The sequence below is a fragment of the Trinickia sp. genome, assembly GCF_057351765.1.
The window spans coordinates 124,674-146,142 of record NZ_JBMRBK010000063.1; the positions used below are offsets into that span (position 1 = coordinate 124,674).

Sequence of the window (21,469 nt, forward strand, 5' to 3'; positions counted from 1 at the left end):
GGCATTAAAGAACTCGCCGCACATCCCTACACTGACTCCCATGCCATACGACATGGCTAAGCAGTTCAACCATCAACCGTGAAGGAAGGAGTCAATCATGTCCCGTCTGACCACCATTCGCCCTGAAGAGGCAACCGGCGCAGCCGCTGAAGTGTTCGCGAAGATCAAGAAGGCCGCCGGCAAAGTACCTAATGCATACGCGACCGTCGGCACGCACAGCCCCGAAGCGCTCAGCGCGGCGCTCGCGTTCGACGCCGCGGTGGCTGGCAGCACGCTGGGCAAGGCAGACATCGAAGTCATCAAGCTGGCCGTCAGCGAATACGTCGGCTGTGACTACTGTGTCGCTGCGCATACGCTGATGGGCAAGCTTGCGGGGCTGTCGGGCGATGACATGAAGCAGGTGCGCGCTGGTGTTGCAACTGGCGACGCGAAGCGCGACGCGCTGGTGACGTATGTGCGAACGCTGGTCGGTACGCGTGGCACGGTGCCCGAAGCGGTCGTCGATGCGGTGCGCGCGGCGGGTTACACCGAACGCCAGATCATCGAGATCAACCTCGCCATCGCGTCCATTACGTTCACGAATCTCGTGAACCGCGTGAACGACACGACGCTCGATTTTCCGGAAGTCAGGTAACGCGTAGTGGCTTGTGCCGAGGGTTGCAATCGAAGGACCGGTCTCTTAGCCGTTCTGGACGAGAGACCGGTCATTGACGACTGGCTCGCTTTTACTTTGCGCGCTCACGCGCGAAGTGGCTCGGATTTCAAATGCGCTTGACGACCTTGAACCGCGTACGACGCGCGGTATAGTGCGCCTACGGGGCTGCAAGCCCCTGACTGGCATCGAGGGTTTCATGCCGCGCACACGGATCGCCTTGCTTACCGTCCTCGCGATGCTCGCCTTTGCGGGGAACTCGTTGCTTTGCCGCTTGGCGCTGCGTAGTGGTGCAATCGATGCGGCGACATTTACGCTGGTGCGGGTGGTGTCCGCCGCGCTCGTGCTCTGGGTGATGGTGCGGGTGCGGAGCGGTCCGCAGGGTATAGCGGGCAATTGGTATTCGGCGTTCGCACTTTTCGCTTACGCGTGCGGATTTTCTTTCGCATACGTCGCTCTTCCCGCGGGGACGGGTGCGTTGCTGCTCTTCGGTGCCGTGCAGGCCACGATGATCGGATACGGCCTTTGGGCCGGCGAACGTCTGCGTGCACGTCAATGGGTGGGCTTGGCGTTCGCGCTCGGCGGTTTGATCTGGCTCGTTCTGCCGGGAGTTTCGGCGCCGCCGCTGCAGTCTTCCCTTTTGATGCTGAGCGCCGGCGCGGCGTGGGGTATCTATTCGTTACGCGGCAGGCGCGCCGGCGATCCGACGACGACCACCGCAGGAAATTTCCTGCGAACGGTGCCGTTCACGGCGGCGACGAGTGTACTCGCGTTCGGGGCGTTCTCGTTCGAAGCATCCGGTGTGATGTATGCCATGCTTTCCGGGGCATTGACCTCCGGCATCGGCTATATCCTTTGGTATGCCGCCTTGAGAGAGCTGAAGGCGGCTACCGCGGCCGCCGTGCAATTGAGCGTGCCGGTCATCGCAGCGATGGGAGGCATAGCGCTGCTCGGCGAACCGCTGACGCCGAGGTTATTGGCCAGCTCGGCCGCGGTGCTCGGAGGTATCGCGTTGGTCATCGTCAGGAAGTAGCGCAGCCGTGGCAGGCCGCTGCCGCGCCACTTTCAGTCCCCCTTAATTTCGTCCCCGATCTGCCGTTATCGACAGTGTCCGTCCTCAATGCAAAACGGGGGGATGGAATGCGAAAACCAATCAAACGAGGGAAACGATGATTTCGAAGATTTTTGCAATCTCGGGGGCGGTGGCTGTGCTCACGCTGGCAGGCTGTGCCGCGACGCAGCCGAATATCGATGCCGCGCATACCGGCAATGCGCAATTGAAAACGAGCTTGGGTTCAGGCGTGGCAGAGCCCACCCTCGATACCAATGGTCACGAGATCAGCGCGGCGGTGCGCGCCGGGCTGATCGACGCGTTCGACCAGCAAGCGAAAAAAGCAGGCGTGAAGGTCGGGCCGACCGGCGTGCCGGTCAAGATCACCGTTACCGACTACGCCGCGCGATCGGGCGTCGCACGCGTCATGCTCGGCGTTTTTGCCGGGCGCGATCACATCAAAGCGACCGTCAATGTTGGCGATGCGAGTTTCGAAGTCGAAGACGAAGCTCATTCGGCCATCAACGGGATCGACGTCGTCGCGGAAGATGTGGGCATCGAGGCAGCGAACGGCGTGGCCAAGCTGGCCGGCTTGTCCGTGGGTCAATAAGAGCGCCTGCGGCCTAAGTCCAAGTACTGGGCCTTGGCGTTTTCAAGAACCGCTGGGGCACAGTGGGCGGCTATCGCAAGCTCCTGATATCGAGAAATATGATCGACAGGCAACTCCGCGACGAAGCCCATTCACCTCGCAGCCTCAGGACGATACCCCGGAAGCGCTCGCGCCTCCGGGGTATGCGCAAAGCGAAATGCCGTCGCCAGCATCTCGGCAAATCCCTCGATCGTCCCCGAGTCGCCGCTGACGTGTTCTCGCAGATAGTCGGCCCATGCAAATTTTGCGTTGAACTCCCCGGGGTTTTCAAACACACGGGCGATGCGCAGAAAGGCCGCGAGGCTTTGATACGGGTCGTCCGGCATCTGCGCTATCGAAGGTGGCAAAGTCCCGATGTCGACTTTTTCGCCCCGCTCGTTGAAGGGATGGACCCAACCTCGCTCCATGATGGCCGCAAGGAAGTCGATGTCGTCGAGGTCGCGGAAATCCATCTTGACCTGCACCGGCGCGCGTTCGATGCCCAGTTCGATCCATGCTCGAGCCCAATGATGATGATCGATGACATGCAGCACGCCGCCCGGACCGCGAACGACCGCAATCGCACGCTGCTCCATGAAGGCATAGCGCGAATCGGCGCAAACCGCGCGGGTCTCGGCCATTTTTCGTCTGACGTGAATCATGCCAACTGCGAACTGGGTGGGGCGCAAATCGCGCAGCGTGGCAGAAGATTCCTTCATTGCCTTCCCCCCTCGGGATCGCCGGCCGTCATGTGTGCAATCGGCCATTCTTCCCGCAGTGAACGATGCGTGGATGGACAACCCGTATTGACGCAACGAGCGTTCCAAAGAGGTTGCGGCGATTCGGCTGCTTCCTCAAATGATGCGTTGAGCGGTATTCCGGCGCATGACCCGAAGCCGGGAAACAGTCAGATTTTTGCAACAGCAGACACGCCCTTTGCCGAGCGAGCATAGAAAGGAAGTGGAAACAAATGGATAGTAATTTGAAAGAATTCGGTGCGCATGATTTTGCGACGATCTCGATGTCGTCAGCTATACAGCGATACCTAGCCTGTGGTCGCAAGGATCTGCTTGCACTCGTCGAACATTACAAAATTCGAACGACATTGAACGAAGCCGTGAGTCGCCTGCCGGAGACCTTTCAATTCGAAAGAATTTTTGTAACCATTAGTAACGGATTTGTCTGATAGCATTTCTCCCGTTTGCCGTGGCGACAGGCACAGACAGTTTCAAGCCCGCGGCAAAGAGATTTGCAAAAAGAAAGTTCGTATAACAAGCGCATGAGCGAGAGGCGATACAAACGGCCCCGTCGACGCGCAGAGAGAAGACCATGCAATTCCGTAACCACCGTGCGGGGCTCACGGGTGAGACGGTCGATACGCAACGGAGGACGCCGTCGTGGTTCGGTCGATATCTGGGCACTGCGGTATTTCTATCGATCGCCGTACCGCATTCGGCGCAAGGCGCAGGCGCGCAAGGCATCGTCGCTGACGGCGGCACGGCCACCACTGTCTCGACCGCTGCGAACGGCCGGCAGACGATTGCAATCGCGCCCGCCGTTTATGGCGTATCCAACAACACCTACACCAGCTTCAACGTCGGCAAAGCCGGCGCCACGCTCGACAACTCGGGCATCAACGCTCGCACGATCGTCAATCAGGTCACCGGGACGAACCCAAGCCTGATTCAAGGCGACATCACCGTTGCAGGCCCGCGAGCCAATCTCATTCTCGCGAACCCGAACGGCATCACCGTCAATGGTGGCTCGTTCGTCAACACGGGTCACGTCGCACTGACGACGGGCCAAGTCAGCTTCTCCGACGTGCAACTGGCCTCGGGCCAGTTTCAGCGCAACGTCGTACTGAACACGCAGGGCGGCACCATCGTAGTCGGCGCCGGCGGGCTGGCCGGTACATTGATCGGGCTCGAGCTCATCGCCAAGCAGATTCAAATCAACGGGCCCGTGCAGAACAGCTTCAGTTCGGGCACCGCCTATGTGCGTGCAGTGGCCGGTACGACGCAGGTCACGCTGAATACCGGAATCTCCCCCAATGACAACGGCAACGATTGGCTCTCGCTTGCCAACAGTCAGATCGCCAATCCGAATGCCATTGCCATCGATGTCGAGCCGACGGGCAGCATCACGGCAGGCAGCATCCACCTCATTGCGAACGACCTCGGTGCAGGTGTTCGCAGTGCCGGCACACTCGCTGCAAACGCCGGCGATTTCATGCTGACTGCGGCGGGAGACGTTCAATTGCTTCAGGGCAGCAGCATCGCGGCAGCCGGACGCATCACCGCACAGGCTGGCGGCGCAATCTCGCTGACGGCCGCCCACGTTCAATCGGGTGGCGACATCGCGTTCTCGAGCAGCGGCTTCTCGGCGTCGAACGCGGGCACCAGCGAATCGACGATCGCGTCGGCAGAGGGCGGCGTTCTCATCAAAAGTACCGGTGACATCTCCAATACGAGCAGCCTGATCCAGGGCGTCACACGCATCTCGGACAACACCGAATCGAAGGGCGCTGTCACGCTCTCGGCTACCGGCGAAGTGACGAATGCGTCGGATACCTCGCAGCCTTCGACACTCGGCGTCATCTTCGGCAGCAACGACGACGTATCGCTGACGGCGGGCGGTAATGTGACCAACCGCAACGCGCGTATCGAATCGAACTACAGCGTTTCAATCGCGGCTCAGGGCGATATCGATAACGTCATCGACCATACCGAAGGCGCAAATGGCGGCAAGTTGACGAGCTACTCGAGCCACGGTCATCGCTGGCTCGTTTTCGCGGCGAACGACGACGGCTTTTCGGTCGACTATGGCGCGCTGCCCGCGCCCGCGCAACTCTCGTACATCGTGTCGGACGCCGGCAGCGTCTCGCTGACCGGCCGCAACGTCATCAACGGCGGCGGCAGCGTCATCGCGAACGGTGACAAGACGCCGGACGGAAAGCTGCTCGCGAACGGCGGAAACATCGCGATCACGGCGCAGCAACAAGTTGTCAATCAGGCCATGTTCACCGGATCGGCATCGTTTCGCCGCTCCTGCTTCATCGTTTGCCATCAGAGCGCATCGAGCACCATCCAATCGTTCGGCGGGGCGATCGAGGCAAGCAATGACATTGCGATCACGGCCGGCACGCAGGCCGTCAACATCGGCGGCAACGTCTACTCCCAAAACGGCAATGTGACCGTCACCGCACCCATCGTCTCCGCGCAAGGGGTGAGAGGCTACACCGCGTACAACCGCAACACGGGGCTGAAGGCATGGTTCGGCAATAGCTGGGCGGCGATTTACGCGGCCGATGACGGCGGGCTCTTCACTGCCGCATCGGGCGAAGTGCGTCTTGTCGGGCAGGGTGTCGTACAGGGTGGTGCGTTTTCGGGAGCAAAGGGTGTGAGCGCAACGAATGGCATCGTCACGATCGCTCCGCCTTATCGGCAACCGATGGGAATCGGTAATCACGTCGGGCTCGTGTCATGGCTCGGTCTGTGAGAACGGCACTCGTTCGTACCGTGGCCACCTGCGCGCTCGTGAGCGCGGCATGGCAAGCGGCTGCGCAAACGCCCCCGCCGCCTGGCTTGCCGCCCGCGCTGCCTGCCGTGCAAGACCCGGGGCAGCGCTTGCTCGACGAGCAACGGGCACGTCAACGCCAGCGCGAACTCGATGCCGCGCCGGCGCAGATTCAGGCGGCGCCCGGCGCGCTGCCCACGATTCCGAATCTGCCAGCGGGTGCAGACATCGAATCGTTGCCGGAGACCGGGCCGACGTTTCTCATTGAGCATGTCGTTTTTGCCGGCGACACGGTGTTGTCCGCGCGACAACTCGATGCGGTTGCGCATCCGTTCATCGGCAAGCACCTCGGCCGCAATCGAATCGATCTGCTGCTGCGGCGCTTGACCGAGGCCTATATCGCCGAGGGCTACATCACCACGCGCGTCTATTTGAGCACGCCGCAGAATCTGGCATCCGGCACGCTGTCGGTCACCGTCGTGCCGGGGCGCATCGAAGGCATCATGCTCAACGGCGCCGCATTGCGTCCCGCGCCGCCCCTGCCCAAGAGCGGCTTGCCGAAGACGAGCGGCGGCGGATTGCTGACGGATGCCGGTACCGCATGGGCGTTTCCGGAAGGCGTCGGCGACGTACTGCGGCTGCCCGATCTCGAACAAGGCGTGGACCAGATCAATCGCTTGCGGCGCAACCAGGCACAGATCCAGATCCTGCCGGGACAGGCCAGCGGCGAATCGATCGTCGCTATCGAGAATGCCTACGGCAAGCGTTTCGCCTACAACTTCGGCATCGACAACTATGGTTCCTCCTCGACGGGAACGCTGCGATATCGCGCGGGTGCGGAAGCCGATAACGTGCTCGGCTTTCAGGAATCGTTCGGCATCTCCTACATCGGCACGACCGACAGCAATGCGGTCGTCTTCTCGGCTGCCGTGCCGTACGGCTTTCACACGTTCAGCTACACGACTTCGGTGTCCGAGTATCAGCAGGCCATCGGCGATACCGCCTTGTTGATGGGCCGCACGTTCAGTCAAAGCATCGGCTGGAACTACGTGTTTGCGCGGTCTTCGGCGTCGCGCTTCGCGGTGGATGCGACGCTGACGAAGCTGCGCGCCGAACGCGACATCAATGACATCGATCTCGCGCCGCAGAGTCTGACGGTCCTGCGCGTGGGCGTATCGGGCCTTTGGCACTTTTCATCGCATGGCGAACCCGCTGCCTTCACCGCGGAAACCGGAGTGGCGCAGGGCGTGCCGTGGCTTGCCGCGGTACACGACGCGCATGGCATCGGCGAGGCCGACGCGCACGCGCAATTCACGCGTCTCGACTGGAGCGCCACGCTGCAAATGCCGTTAGGGCATATCGGGCCGACCGCTTGGACTTATCGCGGCACATTCACCGGCCAATACAGCCACGATGCGCTGTTCGGCAACGAACAGCTCTTTCTCGGCGGCAGCGACACCGTGCGCGGTTTCACGCAGGGCAGCGTCAGCGGCGATAGCGGGTTTTATCTGCGCAATGAATGCGTCTGGACCAATGCGCCCGCATGGCGCGACGGTCATTGGGAGTCCTATGTATTCGTCGACGGCGGCAAGGCGCATCTCGTCGCGCAAGGCGGCTGGCCCACGCTAGTAGGTGCCGGCGCCGGCGTGCGCGCGCAATGGAAGGTGCGTTCGAGGCTGGTTTCGGGCGAATTACTCGCCGGACAGGCACTGACGCAGCCTGCCGCGATGGGACGCAAGGCGAGCGTAGTGCTTTTCACACTGAACTTGGCGACGTAGCTCGCGAGATGCGCGAGCTGCGAATGCCGATTGATCCCGAGAGGGGAAGGACGAGGCGATGAACGAGAACTTGAGAGCAACCATGAAAAGCAGCGCACGCATAGTGCTGATGGTATCGGCACTTGCAGTGACGGGAGCCGCCGTCGCGGCGAAGAAGCCGGCATCGGCTTCGGCACAGGCGCCTATCGCGGCGAGTGCGCCCCTACCGGCGGGTGCGATTGCACGGGTGAACGGCGTGACGATTCCCGCGAGCGATCTCGATGCCGCCGTGCGTGCAAGCCGGCAGCCCGACACACCGGCGCTGCGCACATCGCTGAAGAATCAGTTGATCGCGCGCGAGCTTTTCCGCCAGGCGGCACAGAAGCAGCATTACGACGCGCATGCCGACGTGCAGGCCATCGTCGAGCAGACGAAGACGACGGCGATGATGCAGGCCTATTTGAAGGATGTCGTGAAGCCTGCGCCCGTCACCGATGACGAAGTGAAATCGAAATACGACGCCATCGTCGCGACACTCGGCGAAAACGAGTACAAGCCGAGCGCGATTGCGGTGAAGGACGAGGCCACCGCCAAGACGATTCTCGAGCAACTGAAAAAGGGCGGCGATTTCGCGCAACTCGCGAAGCAATACAGCCAAGGGCCGAACGCGGCGCAAGGCGGTGCGCTGAATTGGGTGTCGTTCAAGACGCCGATCACGGCCGGCACTACCCAGAACTGGCCGCAGCCGCTTGCCGAGGCACTCGTGAAGTTGCCGAAGGGGGCAGTGTCGAGTGCGCCGGTGCAAGTGGGCGACGCTTTCTGGATTTTGCGTGCGGACGATATGCGCAAGACGCAGATCCCGACGCTCGATCAATCGAAGGACGGCTTGCGCAAGGAACTCGAACAGGTCGCGTTGGCCAAGGCGACGGCGCAGGTCGTGACCGATCTCGTGAAGAGCGCGCATATCGATCAATAACGGGTCTCGGGAGGTGCGCTCGAGGCGGTACGAACAAATAAATCATCTAGAACCATTCATAAACGGGGATTCAACATGAAATTGCTCAATAGACTCATGGCGGTCGTTGTCTGCGCCACCTTCGTCACTGCTTGTACGGCGCCTCCTCGGGCGAAATATGATTCGGCACAAATGGGCGCGATAAAGACGATCGCGGTGGCCGCTCCGAATAAGACGAACTATTTCGCGGTGAGTGCTGGAACCAACGGCGTGATGCTAGTGGGCCCAGGCATCCTCGTCGCTGCGGTCACCGGAGCGATCTCCGGGGCTATCAGCGCGGCCTCGCATAGAACCAACCCGACGTTCAACGATCTCGTGACTGAAAAGCTTGGCGATACGGGATTGAACAGGAAGTTTGTCGATGCGGTGGAAGCAGAGCTGCGGGCTGCTGGTTACGACGTCAAGGAAGTGGATCTGACACAGGAGGACATGCCGAAGGTCGTTCTCAAGAACCGCGTGATGGCGCTAGAGGGAAAAAGCTATGCGGGCGCCGACGCAATCATGCTGGTCCAGAACCTCAACGGCTATTTCGCGCCGGGCTCGCTCTCCTGGTACACGCGCGACGTCAAGGTGAACATAGAAATGTTCAAGGCCGATACGTTCGAGCCGATTTTTAAGGATCGCTTGAACTTCAATTCGGGCAACGCCGACCCATACCACTACACGACGTTCTCGGCGTTGAAGGAAGACCTGCCTCACGCGATTCAGGGGGTGGACGAGGCCGTGATGGGACTCGTTCCCCACTTCAAGTCGGACTTGCTCGCGGCTCGCGGCGTTTCGGCGGCTACGGAACAAACGGCGCAGGCGGTAAAGACGTCGGAGACGGCAAAAACAGCAAAGACCGACTAACGGACAGTGAGGATTTCGAACTCCAATAACAGTAGTCAAATCGGGGTGATAACAATGAAGATGAAAAGACTTACTTCCATTTGCGCATTGGCGGCAACTGCTGCATTGGCGGGTTGCGCGACGCCGTATCAGGCGGCCAGTTTTTCGGGTGGCTATACGGGCAAGAAGATCGACGATCAGACCTACCACGTCACGTTTTCCGGTAACGGATATACGTCCAAGGACAAGGTCCACAAGTACTTCATGTACCGCTGCGCAGAGCTCACGCAGCAGGAAGGGTTCAAGTACTTCATGATCATTCCCGCCGCGTTGACCGGCTCACTTCCGCCGAATAACGATCTGGTGCGCGGAGCGGGCTTTGACCACAACATGATGCGCAAGATGCGTACGACGGCGCCGGTCATTATCTATGGCGGCGGCGGTGGCGGCGGGGTCAAGTGGAACAACTATGGCGACATCCGCATGTTCAACGACGATGCCGTGATCTCCACCAAGATTATCGGGTGGGATGCGTCGGAGATCGTCGACGAGCTTGGCGGGTTCGTGCACAGCGGCGGCCAGACACCGGGCAAGATTCCGTCGGCATGGGTGTTCGAGCCAGGGCATCCGAAGGTTCGCGCGCAAGACCTGCTGCCGACCGCGCCCACCGCGCCGAAGAAACCGGCAAGCGCAAGCTGAACCGGCAAGCAAGAAAGCAACGCCAAGCCCGTGGCCGCGGGCTTGGCGAAAAACGATTTAGCAAAACAATACCAATCGTTGGCGAATAAAAATGACGAACGGGGCAAAACGGGGCGATGTGTTCATGCGTCTGGAGCAGGCACGCGCTGCATCCGACGCATTGCGACTGAACGCTGAAAGGAGCGAGCCTCACGCGGGCAGGCGGCGCTATCGCGGCTGGCAACGCGTGCTGAGCGCGTTCGTTGCCGCGACCCTGTTCGTCGGACCGATTACGGTGACGGTGGAGATGGGCCGTCAGGCGGCGGGCGTGTTGGCGGCAGGCAGCCATCGCCTCGGCGACGACGCATGGCGTGCGATTCAGGACCTTGCATCGTTGCGCGTGCGGTTTGCGATGCAGGCCGCTCAGGCTGCGCCGATCGTCGACCCGACTGCACCCGTCACGTTTCAGCCTCAAATCGTGCAATCGACAGGCACGAACGGCGGTGTGCCCGTGGTCAACATCACCGCACCGAATGCTGCGGGCATTTCGCTCAATCAGTATCAAACGTTCAACATCGACGCAGCCGGGTTGATTCTGAACAACAGCCTGCAAAGCGGGACTTCGCTCACAGGCGGCACCGTGGCTGCCAACCCGAATCTGAACGGACGCACGGCCAGCGTCATTCTCAATCAGGTGACATCGACGGGCGCGGGCTACGCGAGCGTATTGGCCGGCCCGCTCGAAGTCTTCGGCGCGGCGGCGAGCGTCATCATCGCGAACCCGAACGGCATCGCGGTACGCGGGGCGGGCTTCACCAATACGACGGGCGTGACGCTCACGACAGGCGCGCCGCAATTCCTCACCGGCACGGGCGGCACCGTGACGGACTTCACGAACGGTCAGGCCATCGCCTACGACGTGAAAGGTGGGCACATTCAGATCGAAGGCAATGCGGGCGTGAACGGCCCGGGCTCGGGCATCGAAGGCACCGTCGGCACCATCGATCTGATCGGCGAGACCGTGGGCATCAATGCGCCGCTATACGCCGGCACGCGCATCAATGTGATTGCGGGCGATCAACTCGTGAAGCCCAGCGTCGTGGATGCAACGGTCACCACCTATTCCACGAGCGCCAATGGCAGCGCGAACACGCTGGCCGCAATCGGCGCCGCCAATCAGGGTTATGCGATCGACGCGACCGCGTTCGGGGCGATGACGGCCGGCCAGATCGCGATGGTCGGCACTGCGGCGGGCATGGGCGTGCGGGCCGACGCGGGGTTGTCGGCGACGACGGGGAATCTGACGCTGTCGTCGAACGGCGATTTGACGGTGGCGAGTCATACGGCACAGCAAGACGTGTCGATGACGAGTGCGGGGAATGTGACGCTGGCCGGCACCGGGGTGGCCGGTAGCGGATACACCGTCAATGCCGCTGGGGATGTGATTTCCAACGGCACGGTGCAGTCAGGCGCGGATTTATCGATTACGGCGGGCAATAACGTCGCGATCGCGGGGCAGAGCACGGCTCAGAACAATGTGACGTTTTCGTCTGGGCACGATATTTCGCTGACCGGCTCGCTCGCGAGCGGCAAGGCGTTCAATGCGACGGTGGCCGGGGCGTTCAGCGTGCCCGGTTCGCTGTTGGTGGGCACCGATGCGACGCTTTCGGCCGGCACGCTCGATGTGCCCGGTGTCGTCATCGTCCAGCAGAACGGGACACTCACAACCCAGGGCGATTTGACGGGCAGCGGCTCGATCGCATTCGGGCAGAGCGGAACGTTGAGCAGCGGACATGACGTCAATATCGCGGGCAAGCTGCTGTCGAACGATTTGCAGGTCAACGCGGCAAACAGCGCCACGTTCGCCGATGTGCAGGCCGGTGGGGCGTTTGGCGTGGTGGCCAATGGCCTGGCAGGCAACGGCAATGTGACCTTCAACGGTAACGCGGCCTCGGTGGGCAATGCGAGCGTCCAGGCGGCAAACGATGTCGTCGTCAATGGCACGCTTGCGGGCGGCGCACAAGTGGCGCTGACGGCGCAACGCAATGTCACGGTCGCAACGTCGGGTACGGTGCAGTCGGTCGGCAATCTGTCGATGGCGGCTACGAGCGGTGACGTCAGTTCGAGCGGCGTGAATACGAGCGGCGGTGCATTGAGTGCTCAGGCGGGGCACGATATCGCACTGACGGGGACGACGAATGCGGTCGGCGATACGACGCTGAACGCGGGCAACGATCTGAGCATCAACGGCGCCCTGGCAGGACAGGGCAACGCAACACTGACTGCGGGCCGTGACCTCATTGTTGGCGGTACAAGTGGAATTTCCAAAGACGTGACGGCGGTGGCCGGTCACGATCTTGCGGTCTCCGGTTCATTGCAAGGCAATAACGTCGCATTGAGCGCGGCCAATGCGATGACGTTGAACAACGTGCAAGCGAACGGCGCGCTGTCGGCTACTACAACGAATAGCGCCAGCAGCATTGCCGTCAACGGCACGGTTGCCTCGCTGTCGAGTGGCACCCTCGCTTCGGCCGGTACCGTCGTCGTCAATGGCGTGCTCAAGACGGCAGGCGCATTGGGCGTGACCGCTGGTACCGATACGACGATCTCTGGCACGGTGACGTCGAACGGCGACATGACGCTGACGAATACCACCGGTTCTCTGACCAGCACAGGGCAGATCCAATCGGGCGGCAATCTCGTCGTCAATGCCGCGCAATCGATCGACTTGGCCACAGGCGCCACCTCGGCGCTCAGCGATATGACGCTGACGGCGGGCCGAGACGTGATCATGAACGGCACGCTCGTCGGCCAGGGCAACGGCACCATTACCGCGGGCGGCGCGATCAGCGGAAACGCCGCACTGGCGTTCGGTCTTGCGGCGAATGTGAGTTCGACGGGGGACACGGCGCTGACCGGTTCGTTGCGTGGGGCGACGATCCAGACCAACGCGGGTGGCTCCGGCACGTTCACGAACGTCCAGGCGGGCTCGACGATTGCCATGTCGGCGACGAACGATCTCAATGTGACGGGCACGCTCGTGGGTGGCGCAACCGTTCAGCTGAGCGCAGGCCGCGATCTGAACATTGGCGGCACCACAACGGTAACGGGCGATACGACGCTGCAAGGGGGACGCGACGTCAATGTCACGGGTACCGTGAACGGCCAAGGCAACGGCACGGTCACGGCCGGTCGCGACATCATCGGCAACGGCACGCTCGCGTTTCAGCAAGCCGCGGTGCTCGGTGCGGCCGGTAATGTCGCCCAGACCGGCCTCGTTCAGGGGCAGGCCGTCCAGGTATCGGCGGGCGGTGATCTTGCCGTCAACAATGCGCAGTCCGCGTCGAGTCTGACGTTGAGCGCCGGTACGTCGGGTGTCGGCAATTTGAGCATCAATGGTTTGGTGTCGGCGGCGCAGGCGATCACGGCGACGGCATTCGGCAATGTCGCCGTGGCAAACGGCGGCAAGCTTGCCGCGGGATCGACGCTCGGCATCGGCGCGCTGAACGACATCACCGTCAACGGAGCTGTCGAATCCGTGAGCGACATGACGCTGAATGCGCAACTCGGCAGCTTGAATGCGACGGGCGGCATCAACAGCGGCGGTGCGCTTACGGTCACCACCGGACTCGATTTGTCGCTCGGCGCGAGCACGACATCGGTCGGCGATATGACGTTGAGCGCGGGGCGCGATGCGACGCTCAACGGCACGCTCGTCGGCGGGGGGAATGGCCTGATTGTCGCCGGACAGGACATTCTGGGCCCGGGCACGCAGTCGTTCGCTTCGGCCGCGGTGCTGAACGCGCAGCGCGACATTAGCCTGACCGGTTTGCTCCAAGCGAATTCGATTCAAGCGACAGCGGGCAACAACGCGACGCTGCATGACGTGACATCGGCCACGACACTGGCCGTGACGGCCAACGCAAACGCGGGCGGGGGCGATGTTGCCGTGACAGGAACGGCAAGTGCCGGGGGCGCTGCCACGCTGACGGCCGCGCGCGATGTGCTCGTACAAGGTTCGCTGGGCAGTGGCTCGACCCTCGGGCTCACCGCACAACGCAACGTCACGATCGACGGCTCGGTGAACTCGACCGGCAACTTGAGCATCGGTGCGAACACCGGCAATGCTTCGTTGAACGGTACGACGACGACCTCCGGTGCACTGAGCGTCACGTCCGGCCTCGATACCCGCTTGGGCGGCCAAACGAATGCGACGGGCAGCGTCGATGTCGAGGCTGCGCGCAACATCACGCTCGATGGCTCGCTGGCGGGGCAGGCGGCCGGCACGCTGTCGGCCGGCCAGGACATCACCGGCGCGGGAACGGCTGCATTCGGTCAGGCGGCGGCCGTTGTGGCGAACAACAACATTGCGCTGACGGGTTCGCTGCAAGGCGCGACGGTCGATGTAATTGCCGGCAACGACGCCGGGTTGGGCGCAGTGCAGGCGCTGACGGGCGATCTGAACGTGACCGCTTACGGCTTGGCCGGGCAAGGCGACGTGACGTTGACCGGTGCCGCGACCGCATATGGTTCGAGCTCGTTCGCGGCGGCGCGCGATGTCAGCGTCGTTGGTGCGATCAATAGCATCGGTGCCACGAGCGTGAGTGCCGGCCGTAACGTGAGCACGGCCGATATCGGCTCGGGCAGCGATATCACGTTGAGCGCGACGAACGGCAGCATTACGACGGGTAATGCTGCGACCAATGCGAATCTTTGGGTGGATGCGGGAGGCAGCGCGTCGCTTGGCACTGTCAACGCCGCGGGTGTGGTGGCCATGCAAGCGCTGGGATTCGATGGGATCGGCGATGTGGCCGTGCGCGGCGCGCTGAGTGCCGGCAATACGGTAGCGGTGGCCGCCACGCGCGACGCGAGCTTTGCGGGCGCGGTCACGACTGGCGGCGCGTTGTCCGTATCTGCCGGTCGGAACCTGACGGCGGCCTCGACGGTTTCGGCTAACGCGGATACGACGTTGACGGCAACGAGCGGCAATCTTGCCGTGAACGGTTCGCTGTCGACGGTAGGGAATGTCGTCGCGAGCGCGGGCGGCTCGCTGGCACTGGCCGGCGGTCTGATCAACGGCAATACGACGTTGAGCTCCGGCGGCGCCATGACGCTGACCAATGGGCTTTTCGGTCTGGGCACGGCGACGCTGACATCGGGCGGTTCGATCAATGGCGGTGGTTCGCTCACGGTTGCGGGCGATATCGGCATCACGTCCGGAGCCGGTATTACGCTTGGTGCAATCGAGGGAGCGGGGCGATTCACGGCTACCTCCGTCGGCGACATGTCGTTCGGGGCGACTACCGCCGTGGGCGATGTGACGGCCAAGTCGACGAGCGGCAGCGTTGCCTTTAGCGGGCTCGTGCAATCGGGCGGTCGCGCAGACCTCGAGGCGGCTCGCAATGTCACTGCGGCGGGCGGCATTTCGTCGATGGGCAATGTGACGGTCAACGGCACGGCCGGCAACGTGAATGTCGCGGGCGTGTCGACGAACGGCGATGTGAGTATGTCGGCGGGCCAGACGTTGACGTTGAGCGGTTCGAGCACCGTTGTCGGGGAGCTCGCGCTAACGGGCGGCAATGTGACGCTCTCGGGTACGCAAAGCGGATCGAAGAACATTACTGTCGCCGCACAGAACACACTTGACGCCAGCCAGGCGACGCTCGTTTCGTCGCAGAACCTTGAGGTCAGCGGCGCGAACGTGACGCTGGGCAATGCGATTGTCGGTGGGGCGCTGAATGCGCAGGCGACGAATCAGCTGACGCTCGCGGGCAGTGCTGTCGATGTAGTAGGCGCCGCGACGCTGAGCTCGCAGCGCGGTCTTTATAACGCTAGCAACGTGCTGGCGGGCGGGGCGTTGACGGTGACGGCCCCGAACGTCACGAATGCGGCGGGTGCGTCGCTCGCTTCGACGTCGACCACGTCCATTACCGCGACCAACTTTACCAATGCGGGGCTGGTGAACGGTAAGACGACTAACGTCACGGTGGCGGGCGCACTCTCGAACGTGGGCGGATCGTTGATGGGGCTCAACAGCCTTACGATCAACACGGGGACATTGAATAATCAGAACGGGTTGATCTTCGCGGGCGATCCGAATACGACTAATGCGCCGACGACGGGGGACCTGTCGTTGACGATCAACGGTGGAGGCAGTGCGTTCGCGAACGCGAGTGGACAACTGCTGGCGCAGCGTAACCTGACGCTTGGTGCGGTCAATGCTGCGCTCGATCCTTCGCAGGGGACGATCAGCCAAGGTGGGCAACTGTCGATTACGGCTGGCAGTATCAACGTTGCGGGGACGTGGAACTACGGTGGCCAGGGCGTTTCGATCTACGGGATCAACGGTATTACCAACACCGGGACGATGAGCGGTACTGCGCCGTTGACCATTTCGACTAACGGTACGTTTACGAACTATGGGCAGGTTACCGGCAACGACGTAACGTTCAACGGAACGCTTTACAACGTCGTCAATGCGGTGATGCATGCGGGCGACGTGTTGGCGCTCAATGGAAATGTGACGAATCGGGGGACTGTCGAGGCCGCGAACACTATCAACGTGACCGGTGGCAACTACGACAATCAGGCGGGGACGACGCAGACGCAGGGCAATATCGGCTTCAACCTCGCTGGGACACTGCAGAATACCGGCGGCTCGATCTTCGCTGGGAACAACATTTCGATTAATGCGGCTGCGGTTGTCAACGATCAGACAGCGCCGACGGGGACGACGACCACCACGACCGCGATCAGCGATCCCGATCTGCTGTGGTCCTCTGTGATTGGAAAGCAGACCTGGGGGTATGAATGGATTCAAGGCGGGGATACCGGTAGCTATGGCACCGGTGAGGTCGTAGCGACTGCGACGCTGGGCAACTTGCTTTCTCCGACTGGATTGTGGGGCTCCGTTCAAGGCTTGTCCCCGGACTATAACTACGGATTCTGCGGCATTAACTGCGTGCCGACATCTGCGACGCCTATTTCCGGCTCTGGAACGGTCACATTCGACCAATTCAATGTCGAGGTGCTAAGCGATCACGGCGCCGGTGACAATCCGATGTACATGAATGTGTGGTTCGCCGAGCCAGGTCCGCAGGGCGGTGAGCTGAATACGGTGACCTTGGCGTTGCCAACAGTCTATCGAACAACGACGTCGCAACAGCTTGGTACCGCTGGCGTGATTTCCGCTGGCGGAGCCGTATCACTGACCGCAAATTCGCTGTCTAATCAGGGCGGGCAGATCGCCGCCGGCGGAAACGTCACGCTCAACGTTCAATCGTTGAATAACGGTTCCGTGGCTCCAACGGTGACGCAGGTAACGACGGATTGGGTTGACCCGACGCAACTGACGGCGTTCGTCAATCAGGTGCTCACAATGCAGATGACCCAGACCGTGACGCCTTCTGGGCTTAGCTCGGGGTATCTGGTAGCACCGAATTCGCTGGACCCGAGCGACAACATCATGCCCCTGATGTTCCTTCTCGGATCGGCGTCAACAACGCCTCAAATGTCGGCGCAGCCCGGAACGATCTCCGCAGCGCAATCGACATCGACACAGACTTGGTCTACTCCAACGGGCCTGATTGCGGCCGGAACAAACCTGACTCTCTACGGTGGAAACCTGGTCAACGCCGGGTTGCTCTACGCCGGCAACAATGTGCTTGTTGCGGCTGCGAGTCTGACGAACGAAGGCGGCAACCAGCAAAGTTATTCCTCGACTGTGGGCTGCGCTTCGGGCGTGCCGAGTTCCGACTGCGGTAATGGCGGTTCGCCGCGAGGCAATAATCCAACGACCACTACGTTCAGCTATAGCCAGAATAACGCGACGATTTTCGCCGGGAACGATCTTGTCATTGCGGCGGGGCAGATCAACAACACCTACGGCAACTTGCTCGCTGGGCATGACATTGTCATTGGCGGAGTGGGAACGACAGCGACCTCGACTACACCGGCCCAAAGCCTCAACAACACCTCGGGCAACATCGTCGCGGGCAACAACGTCACGCTCAATGTTTCGGGCGCGATTACCAACAACTTGCCTCCGCCCGTGCCGGTGCACGAGAACTACGGTACGAAGGAACAGTATTCCGGCTGCATGACGGCGGGTGGCTATAAAGAGAGCTACTGCGAAGGCTACGTCGACCAACAATCGGGCAGCTCGTCGGTGATCAGCGCTGGCAACAACCTGCAGATCACCGCCGGCAGCCTGACGAACATCGGAAGTCTGATCGCGGCGGGCAACACCGCGACGATCTCGGTGGCCGGCCCGGTGGTGAACGAAGCGCAAACGCTGAACGCCTACTGGCACTCGCACTGGGTGCAAGAAACGGGCATGTTCAGCAGCGACAAGCGCCACGACATCTGGGCGTGTGGCTCGGCTGCGGAATGCACGGCGCTCTACGGCAGCGCCTACACGAACGTCGGCGGCACGATCGACCCACCGCAACCGGTGGGCAACATCGCCGCGACGATCCAAGCGCCGAATCTGTCAATCAGCTCGAACGGCCAGATCGAGAACGTCGGCAACGTGGTGGGCACGTCGGTCTCGCTGACGGGCCAGCGCCTGATCAATGGCATCACGACGGCGAACACCTACACGCCGCGCGTGAACGCACCCTCGCAAGTGATATCGCTGAGCCCGCTGACGCTGCCGGGGTTGAACCTGTCGTCGGCGCGCTCGTCCGGTACGTCGCTGACGAGCGTCGCGGGCCAGGCCTCCTACGTCGATGCGCCGGTGGGCTCGAGCGCTCAGGCGCAAGTGAGCCCGCAGGTGTTGCTGGCGAACTTGCCGTCGACGTTGCAGCCGAGCTCGACGCTGTTCTACTACAACCCGCAAGAAGAGGATTTGCTGCTGCAGCAGGCGGCGTTAAAGGAGACGGGCAAGGCGAGCTTCGTCGATGGGCTGACGTATGACAGCAAAAGCACCCTGTCGGTGACGGAGCAGGAGAAGGCCTATCTGTACGGCAACGCGCTGGACTACGCGAAGCAGAACAACGTGCAGCTTGGCCAGGCGCTGACGCAGACGCAGGTGAGCGCGCTCGATAAGCCGATGCTCTGGTATGTGGAGCAGACGGTACCGGATCCGAGTTGCCATGCGACGGGCACGGCGAGTTGTCCGACGATCACGGCGTTGATGCCGCAGGTGTATTTGCCGGCGAATACGAGCGCGCTATCGGCGGGCGGCAACATCGTCGGCACCGATGTGACGCTGAACTTCGAGGGCAACGGCAGCGGCAGCATTCTGAATACGGGGACGATCAGCGCCTCCAATACGCTGACGGTCAATACGCCGACGCTGACGAACCAGGCCAATCAGGTCAACGTCGGACAGATTTGGAGCAGTGTCAAAGGCGGCTATATCGATACCACCGGCACGGTGGTGCAGCCTGGCGGGTTCATGAGCGCGGCGAACATGGACCTGAACGTGCAGACGCTGAGCCAGATCGGCGGGGCACTGCACAAGCTCAACGCGGACGGGACGGTCGATGAGGCGGGCACGCAGCAGATGCTGGCTACGGTGCAGCAGCAGTTGGGGGGCAACTTCACGCAGATGACGTTGACCGATCATCTGCATACGGATTTTGTGAAGGACGGCGGTGGGTTGCCGACGTTTGTCGTGGCGGCAATTGCTATTGCTGCATCAATCGTGACAGCAGGCGCAGCTGCTGCGGCTACCGGTGTCGTGATGACGCAGTTGTCGATCGGCTCGGTGCTGATCGGCGCACTCGGTGGGATGGTGGGCAGCGCGGTGGGTCAGCTCGCGTCCGGGGAGGGTTTCGACTTTGGCCAAATATTGGAGGCCGGTGCGATAGGGGCATTGACCGCAGGCGCCATGTCCGCGTTGCATGTCGCGGATCTCACCGCCTTGAAGACATTGGGGAACGAGATTGCCAATGGTTCTGTAGCGATGGCAGACCTCGGCAAAGCTATCGAGGTCATTGGCGAAAGGGGATTGGTCACTGCGACCGTGAATACGGCGGTGGAAGGCGGCAGTTTCGGACAAGCGTTGGAGAATAGTGTCATTGGCGACCTCGGGGCCGTTGGCGCCAGTGCAATTGGCGCTGATGCCGGCAACAAGGACTCGTGGTTGGCGGAAAAGAGCATCGGTAACGTGCTCACCCATGCAGGGCTAGGGTGTGCGTTGTCGGCGGCCGAGGGCACGGGCTGCGCAGGCGGGGCCATCGGCGCGGCGGCAAGCGCGCTGATCACGCCGAACGTTCGAGATGCTCTGTACAACGGAAGCCAAACCGTTACGACAGTCGACAACGGCGACGGGACCGCGACGCAAACTACGAGCTACAACAACGGGCTGACGAATTCGGTTATCACGGGTGTCGCCGCGTTGGCGGGTGGGCTCACGAGCGGATTGGCGGGAGCCAGTGGAGCGGCCGGTGCGACCTGGGCAGTAAATGAGGCCATCAACAATTCGCTTTCCGACAAACTTAGGACTTACGCACAGGCGGCTTCAGCCCTCCTGCGCCCCTACACGTTCACCTTGTCCGAGCCGGTGTCACTCACCGATGCGGCGATGTCTCCAGAAGTGGCTGGCAAATTCGCCAATGGTGTGGCATCGGGTGTAAAAAACACGATCGTCCAGACGACATCGCAGCTCTACGACGACGCTTTCTATCAAGGGTTGCCTGGACAAACCCCGAAAAGCGCGTTGTATCAATCGCTTCTGCAAAACGGGTTGGTGGGCACCGCGCAGCAATTTGGGTCGAACGTCGCTGCAACTTGGCAGGCAGTGGCACAGGGCGACCCGACTGCGATCGGGTCGCTCGCGGGTGGATTTTTGCTCGGCGGCGCGATGGGCGGCATCGGAGGAATGGTTCGTGGCACCATCGCTAGTGATTCAGCCGCGATGTTGGCGAGCGGCTCGGAAGGTGCCGCGAGCGGGGCGCTCAAGAATGCAAGTGGCGGTCTGGATGTCGGGGCAAACGGAGCACGTACCCAGAGCTACGGCAACGGCGCAAGTGCGTCCACTTCGCCGGGAACTGGCGCCGCGGGCAGCAGCGGACGAGGGGTCGCGTTCGCTGATGCCACAGATACGCCGGTAAATGCGCCGTTCTCCGTTTGGGATACATCGATTACAGATGCGGGAAGTAGATTTTTGAACGTAGAGACGAACTTAACCGCGCAGGAATTTGAGCAGAATCTGATTTCTAACGGATACAGTATTGCTAGCAAGGGAACCAATACGAATGGGCCATTTACAGTGCTGACGAACGGGCCATCGACATATACTACGTATATTCGTTCGAGCACTGGTGAGTCTGGTGCCTTCTTCAAGGGGCCAGGTGGAGTCAAAGGAAAGTACTCTTTTGTCGCCCCCTGATCGAGG

Annotated in this window: 11 protein-coding genes; 10 read left to right on the plus strand and 1 reads right to left on the minus strand. The window is 61.7% G+C overall.

Going from position 1 to position 21,469, the window contains the following annotated elements:
* Positions 1-97: 97 nt before the first annotated feature.
* The 3 genes from ACO1XS_RS17535 to ACO1XS_RS17545 all read left to right on the plus strand — a co-directional run bounded on the left by ACO1XS_RS17535 (position 98) and on the right by ACO1XS_RS17545 (position 2,313).
* Entirely contained in the window at positions 98-634 is a 537-nt protein-coding gene (locus tag ACO1XS_RS17535; protein ID WP_486391264.1) for a carboxymuconolactone decarboxylase family protein, read from the plus strand.
* Positions 635-851: 217 nt separating this feature from the next.
* Positions 852-1,685 (plus strand): DMT family transporter, encoded by an 834-nt coding sequence (locus ACO1XS_RS17540; RefSeq protein WP_486391265.1) that lies wholly within the window; start codon positions 852-854, stop codon positions 1,683-1,685.
* Positions 1,686-1,821: 136 nt separating this feature from the next.
* Complete coding sequence (locus ACO1XS_RS17545; RefSeq protein WP_331571524.1) at positions 1,822-2,313, plus strand: DUF4410 domain-containing protein; 492 nt, start codon at positions 1,822-1,824, stop codon at positions 2,311-2,313.
* Between the two features lie 131 nt (positions 2,314-2,444).
* Here the strand turns inward: ACO1XS_RS17545 and ACO1XS_RS17550 are convergent, their stop codons facing one another.
* Positions 2,445-3,050, minus strand: coding sequence for a ParB-like protein (locus tag ACO1XS_RS17550; RefSeq protein WP_486391266.1), 606 nt, complete (start codon positions 3,048-3,050; stop codon positions 2,445-2,447).
* A gap of 251 nt (positions 3,051-3,301) precedes the next feature.
* Here ACO1XS_RS17550 and ACO1XS_RS17555 point away from each other — a divergent pair, with 251 nt between their 5' ends.
* From ACO1XS_RS17555 to ACO1XS_RS17585, 7 genes are all read left to right on the plus strand, one after another.
* Positions 3,302-3,517 carry a hypothetical protein gene (locus tag ACO1XS_RS17555; protein WP_486391267.1) on the plus strand — a complete coding sequence of 72 codons (216 nt, stop codon included), beginning with the start codon at positions 3,302-3,304 and terminating at the stop codon, positions 3,515-3,517.
* A gap of 143 nt (positions 3,518-3,660) precedes the next feature.
* Positions 3,661-5,829: a two-partner secretion domain-containing protein gene (locus ACO1XS_RS17560; protein WP_486391268.1), complete on the plus strand. Its 2,169-nt coding sequence runs from the start codon at positions 3,661-3,663 to the stop codon at positions 5,827-5,829.
* A complete protein-coding gene (locus ACO1XS_RS17565; protein WP_331571530.1) occupies positions 5,814-7,625 on the plus strand; it encodes a ShlB/FhaC/HecB family hemolysin secretion/activation protein in 1,812 nt (603 codons plus the stop codon). Before ACO1XS_RS17560 ends, ACO1XS_RS17565 begins: the two co-directional genes overlap by 16 nt.
* Positions 7,626-7,683: 58 nt before the next feature.
* The gene (locus ACO1XS_RS17570; RefSeq protein WP_331571507.1) at positions 7,684-8,580 is read left to right on the plus strand and encodes a peptidylprolyl isomerase; all 897 of its coding nucleotides are present in this window, start codon (positions 7,684-7,686) and stop codon (positions 8,578-8,580) included.
* Between the two features lie 75 nt (positions 8,581-8,655).
* Entirely contained in the window at positions 8,656-9,468 is an 813-nt protein-coding gene (locus ACO1XS_RS17575) for a hypothetical protein (protein WP_331571508.1), read from the plus strand.
* A gap of 60 nt (positions 9,469-9,528) precedes the next feature.
* Positions 9,529-10,146 (plus strand): CC0125/CC1285 family lipoprotein, encoded by a 618-nt coding sequence (locus ACO1XS_RS17580; protein ID WP_331571509.1) that lies wholly within the window; start codon positions 9,529-9,531, stop codon positions 10,144-10,146.
* A 91-nt stretch (positions 10,147-10,237) separates the two neighbouring features.
* The gene (locus ACO1XS_RS17585; protein ID WP_486391270.1) at positions 10,238-21,463 is read left to right on the plus strand and encodes a two-partner secretion domain-containing protein; all 11,226 of its coding nucleotides are present in this window, start codon (positions 10,238-10,240) and stop codon (positions 21,461-21,463) included.
* The last annotated feature ends 6 nt before the right edge of the window (positions 21,464-21,469 follow it).

Bases quoted from the DNA above. Each gene is read 5' to 3' on its own strand.
- ACO1XS_RS17535 (WP_486391264.1), top strand. From the start codon at position 98: ATGTCCCGTCTGACCACCATTCGCCCTGAAGAGGCAACCGGCGCAGCC.
- ACO1XS_RS17540 (WP_486391265.1), top strand. From the start codon at position 852: ATGCCGCGCACACGGATCGCCTTGCTTACCGTCCTCGCGATGCTCGCC.
- ACO1XS_RS17545 (WP_331571524.1), top strand. From the start codon at position 1,822: ATGATTTCGAAGATTTTTGCAATCTCGGGGGCGGTGGCTGTGCTCACG.
- ACO1XS_RS17550 (WP_486391266.1), bottom strand. From the start codon at position 3,050: ATGAAGGAATCTTCTGCCACGCTGCGCGATTTGCGCCCCACCCAGTTC.
- ACO1XS_RS17555 (WP_486391267.1), top strand. From the start codon at position 3,302: ATGGATAGTAATTTGAAAGAATTCGGTGCGCATGATTTTGCGACGATC.
- ACO1XS_RS17560 (WP_486391268.1), top strand. From the start codon at position 3,661: ATGCAATTCCGTAACCACCGTGCGGGGCTCACGGGTGAGACGGTCGAT.
- ACO1XS_RS17565 (WP_331571530.1), top strand. From the start codon at position 5,814: ATGGCTCGGTCTGTGAGAACGGCACTCGTTCGTACCGTGGCCACCTGC.
- ACO1XS_RS17570 (WP_331571507.1), top strand. From the start codon at position 7,684: ATGAACGAGAACTTGAGAGCAACCATGAAAAGCAGCGCACGCATAGTG.
- ACO1XS_RS17575 (WP_331571508.1), top strand. From the start codon at position 8,656: ATGAAATTGCTCAATAGACTCATGGCGGTCGTTGTCTGCGCCACCTTC.
- ACO1XS_RS17580 (WP_331571509.1), top strand. From the start codon at position 9,529: ATGAAAAGACTTACTTCCATTTGCGCATTGGCGGCAACTGCTGCATTG.
- ACO1XS_RS17585 (WP_486391270.1), top strand. From the start codon at position 10,238: ATGACGAACGGGGCAAAACGGGGCGATGTGTTCATGCGTCTGGAGCAG.